This window comes from Mesorhizobium sp. M7A.F.Ca.ET.027.03.2.1 (genome assembly GCF_003999175.1).
Classification (GTDB): domain Bacteria; phylum Pseudomonadota; class Alphaproteobacteria; order Rhizobiales; family Rhizobiaceae; genus Mesorhizobium.
In genome coordinates, this window is the sequence record NZ_RZOM01000458.1 from 1 (window position 1) to 4,627 (window position 4,627).

Genomic DNA, 4,627 nt, shown 5'->3' on the forward strand with positions numbered 1-4,627 from the left:
GACCAGGATGGTGCCGACGATGACGTTGCGTACGCCGCCCTGGCCACCGGAGAGGCCGATGCCGCCCAGCACGACCACCAGCAGCACGTCGTAGATCAGGCTGGAATTGTAGAGGCGCGTGTCGATGCCGGTGACCAGTCCCAGCATGATGATGCCGGCGGTATAGGCAATGAGGGCGCTGATGACATATTGCGTCACGATGATCGGGCGCGTCGGTAGCCCGGAGGTGCGGGCCGCGTTCGGGTTGTCGCCAGTGGCATAGACCAGCCGGCCGAAGCGGGTCTTCCTCAGGAAGAAGCCCATGAGCGCGGCCACCACCGCGAAGATGATCACCGACATCGGGATGCCAAGGACGGTTCCGTTGCCGACGAATTTCAGCCAGCCGATACCGGAGGGGGCATAGAGCACGTCGGACGCAAAGACGATGCGGCCAGAGCCGTATACCGAGGACGCGATGGCAAGGGTGGCGAAGATCGGCGGAATTTCGGCCACCGCCACCATGACGCCGGTGAACAGGCCGATGGCCGCGACCAGGATGGCGCCGAAGACGACGGCCAGCGTGAAGTCGACGCCCCAGGTGGAGATCCAAATGCTGAAGGCGACGCCGACCACCATCACCGCCACCATGGTCAGGTCGATGCCGCGCCCGACGACGATGAACCCCATGCCGACGGCCAGCGTGCCGAGGATCGAGACATTCTTGAGAATGGCAAGGATGTTGCCCTGGCTCAGGAAATTGTTGAGCGTCGCCGAGAACACCAGGAACAGGACGGCCGAGATCGCGCCGACGACGAGTTCCTGGGACATTTTGTTGATGCCCAAGCGCGCGGTGTCGGATTTGCCCGAACCAGCCAAGTCAGTTCCTCCCTCGCTGCCGGTTTGAACCAGCGGCGTGCCAAAGCGGCCTTGCCCCAGGAGCTTTGCCGCGACGACGGTTCCTCCACAGCCCTAAGCCGGCTGCTTGCGTAAAGACCATCGCGACTCAGGGCGGCAGGGGCAATTTCGATTTTCTGATGCGCTGTGCAGTTCGTCAGTGCGGAGAAAGAGGATGAGGAATCGTCGGTTGTGTCCTCTGCCGGATTTCACCTGCCGCAAAGCTCTGCCCGATGCCGGTAGCGTGCCGCGATCCCGTGACGGTACTTTCTTGAGTGACGGGAGTGTCAAGCCAGCCAGTCAAGCGGGCTCTACTTTCCCCAAGTTCCGTCCTATAGGCCGTTTCCCTCGATCATCGCAATCAGGCAATCGCCAGCTTGTGTGCCGCTGATTCCCAGATCCCGCACGCTGTTCATGTGGTTTCGGTCATTCAGGCGGAGGTCGCAGACAAGGTGCCCCTGCGCGTGCAAGCGCTTTCCGAAGTCGGCGGCCTGCTGGTGAAAAGGTGACGTTTCCTGATCTCCCACGAGAATGGTCGCTGCCGTCTCCGGGGCATGCCACCGCGTCATTGGGGTGAAGGCAGCTGCCTCCTCATCGGTGATTCCGATTAGCGGCTGGAGGAAGGACGTCTGAAGGGGCTTGAGGTCGTAAAGGCCGCCCAGCAGCAACGCCGCATGTATGCGTGATGGCATTGGCGTCTTTTCGAACAGGAATGTGGCCAGGTGCGCACCCGCCGAATGACCACTTACGCTTAGCCGGGCAGGGTCGCCGCCATGGGCGGCTATATTGTCCAGCACCCATTGTTTGGCACGCCGGATCTGGTCGACGATTGCCGCCATCCTGACTTCAGGCATCAGCGCATAGTCGACGATGACCGCGATCGCCCCAGCTTCGGTGACTGTGTTCGCTACATAAGAATAGTCGCTTCTGGAGAACATGCGCCAGTAGCCACCATGGATGAAGATGTGCACGGGAAGATCCCTGCGCGCGCCAGACGGAAAGAACAGGTCCAACCTTTCGGCCTCGCCCTCGCCATAGGCGATATCAGCCGACATCGGCAGGGTCGCCCGGGTTTCGGCGCTGCGCGTCACTATGTCGGCCACGATATCGTCAAAATCGGGCACATGGTCGCGCGTGCGAAAAGCATCCTTTGACATGACTGCCGGTTCAGAAGGTGACGGCAATATATTTAGCCTCCATGAACTCGGCGATGCCGTGATGCTGGCCGCCTTCGCGGCCAAGGCCGCTCTGCTTGACGCCTCCGAATGGTGCGGCCGGATCCGACATCAGTCCCCGGTTGAGGCCGATCATGCCGGCCTCGATCCCCGACGCCACCCGCATGCCGCGCCCAACATCGCGTGTGTATATATAAGCGGCCAGGCCATATTCCGTGTTGTTAGCATGTGCGATCGCCTCGGCCTCGGTGTCGAAGCGCGTGATGGGTGCCACCGGGCCGAAAATCTCCTCGTGCGCCATCTCCGCATCGGGCGGCACATCGGACAGCACTGTGGGCGGATAGAAGAATCCTTCTTCCTCCGAAATTGACCCGCCGCAAAGCACCTTGGCCCCCCGGCCCACGGCGTCCTTGACCAGGCGGTCGATCTTGTCGACAGCCTTTCTGGTGATCATCGGCCCGCATTCTGTGTCTGCATTCGGTCCCGCTCCCACCTTAAGTGCCGCCATGCGCTTGCGGAGCCCGTCGGCAAAAGCATCACAAATTCCCGATTGTACATAGAGGCGATTGGCGGCGGTGCAGGCTTCGCCGGCGTTGCGCATCTTGGCGATCATCGCGCCGTCGAGGGCGGCGTCGAGTTCGGCATCGTCGAAGACGACAAACGGGGCATTGCCGCCGAGTTCCATCGAACAGGAAATGACATGCTTTGAAGCCTCGCCGAGCAAGGTTCGGCCGACACCCGTCGACCCCGTGAAGGACAGCTTCCTGACGCGCGGATCGGCGAGCATGGCCGAAGTCAGCGGCCCGGGACTGGTCGTGGTCAGCACGTTGACGACACCGGCAGGCACGCCGGCTTCGCTGTAGAGTGCCGCCAGCGCATAGGCCGTCAGCGGTGTTTCACTTGCCGGCTTCAGGACGACAGTGCAGCCTGCCGCCAGCGCCGGCGCGATCTTGCGGGTCGCCATAGCGGCCGGAAAATTCCACGGTGTGATCAGCACGCAAATTCCGATCGGCTCATAATCCACCACGATGCGATTGCTGCCGGAGGGCGCGGTGCCGAACTCGCCGGTGATACGGACCGCTTCCTCAGCATTCCAACGGAAGAACTCGGCGGCGTACGCCACTTCGCCGCGCGCGTCGCGCAGCGCCTTGCCGTTCTCCAGGGAGATCAGCATGGCAAGCGTTTCGGAGCGTTCGACCATGAGTTCAAAACAGCGCCGAAGGATTTCCGAGCGTTTGCGCGGCGCCGTCTCCCGCCATCCTTTGGCCGCCTTGGCCGCGGCTTCGACGGCGGCGGTCGCGTCCTCGACTGTCGCATCGGGAACCGCCGCGATCACCGCCCCGGAGGAGGGATCGACGACATCGATGAGCCGACCGTCGGAGGACGGTCGCCAAGTGCCGTCAATGTAGAGCCCGTGCGAAAAACCGCGCACGTCATAGCCGTCCTGGTCGAGTTGCTGAGCGTTCAAGTTCATCGCTTTGTTCCGTTTTTCACATAACGCAGGCGGCGAGGTCGCCGTCATGGGCAGCCTGGACGAGGCGTCGCATCGTGCCGAGATCGAAGGCACGCGGATTGTTCTTGATCAGGCGGTCGATGCCGAGCGCTTGCTCGGCTGTCCAGTCAAGCTTATCGGCGGGGAGGCCTAAATCCGCCAGTGTCGGCGTAATACCGATCGCCGCGAACAATCGCCTGATCTCCTCGATTGTGGCGGCTGCCATCTCGGCGGCGGTTCTGGCCTTGGTCTCCAAGCCAAGTGCCGCGCCGATCTCTGCCATCTCGTGAGCGGCGACGCGGCTGTTATAGGTCATCACGTAAGGCATCATTGTCGCCACGCCCAAACCATGGGCGGTGTGGGTGAGGGCGCCTGCCGGATATTGCACGGCATGTGCCGCCGCCGTGCCGGCGGTGCCGAACGCGCAGCCCGCCGCCAGAGCGCCCATCATGACATCGGCGCGCGCGTCGGCATCGGTGCCGTCGCTGCAGGCTTTCTCCAGGCTCCTGCCAAGCAGTTTTATCGCGAGCAACGCGAAATGGTCGGTCAGCGCAGTCTTGCCGATGAAGACATGCTGTTGCGGCAGATTGGGGTCTTCACCGCGCCGCATGGCGGTGAAGGCCTCGATCGCATGGGTCAGCGCGTCAGCGCCGGCGATCGCGGTCAGGCCGGGGGGGCAGGTCATAGTCAGTTCGGGATCGCACAGAGCTACTGCGGCGATAAGGTGAGGGCTCGATATGCCGACCTTGAGCGTCCGGTCCGGGTCGGAAATCACCGCGACCGGCGTCACCTCGGAGCCGGTGCCGGCCGTGGTAGGCACGGCGATCAGCGGCAGTGTCGGACCCGGCACCTTGAACTCCCCGTAATAGTCCTGGAGCTTGCCGCCATGGCTGAGAAGCAGCGTGGTGCATTTGGCGAAATCGAGACAGCTGCCGCCGCCGATTCCGATCACCATGTCCGGCCTGAACCCCTTCGCTTCCTCGACACAGATGCCGACCGTGTCGCGTGGCACGTCGGGCAGAACGCGGTCATGCACAAGGACTTCGATCGAGGCTGACTGAAGGGACTTGATGATGTCGGCGAATAC

General features: G+C 62.8%; 4 protein-coding genes. All 4 read right to left on the reverse strand.

From position 1 onward, the window contains the following. Positions 1-855: ABC transporter permease (locus tag EN750_RS19635; protein WP_145967778.1), on the reverse strand; the 855-nt coding region annotated here is incomplete at its 3' end. A gap of 350 nt (positions 856-1,205) precedes the next feature. Next, positions 1,206-2,030: an alpha/beta hydrolase gene (locus EN750_RS19640; protein WP_189526327.1), complete on the reverse strand. Its 825-nt coding sequence runs from the start codon at positions 2,028-2,030 to the stop codon at positions 1,206-1,208. A gap of 10 nt (positions 2,031-2,040) precedes the next feature. Then, positions 2,041-3,522: an NAD-dependent succinate-semialdehyde dehydrogenase gene (locus EN750_RS19645; protein WP_127397390.1), complete on the reverse strand. Its 1,482-nt coding sequence runs from the start codon at positions 3,520-3,522 to the stop codon at positions 2,041-2,043. A 16-nt stretch (positions 3,523-3,538) separates the two neighbouring features. Then, a partial coding sequence (locus EN750_RS19650; protein ID WP_127397391.1) for an iron-containing alcohol dehydrogenase occupies positions 3,539-4,627 on the reverse strand: 1,089 nt, incomplete at its 5' end.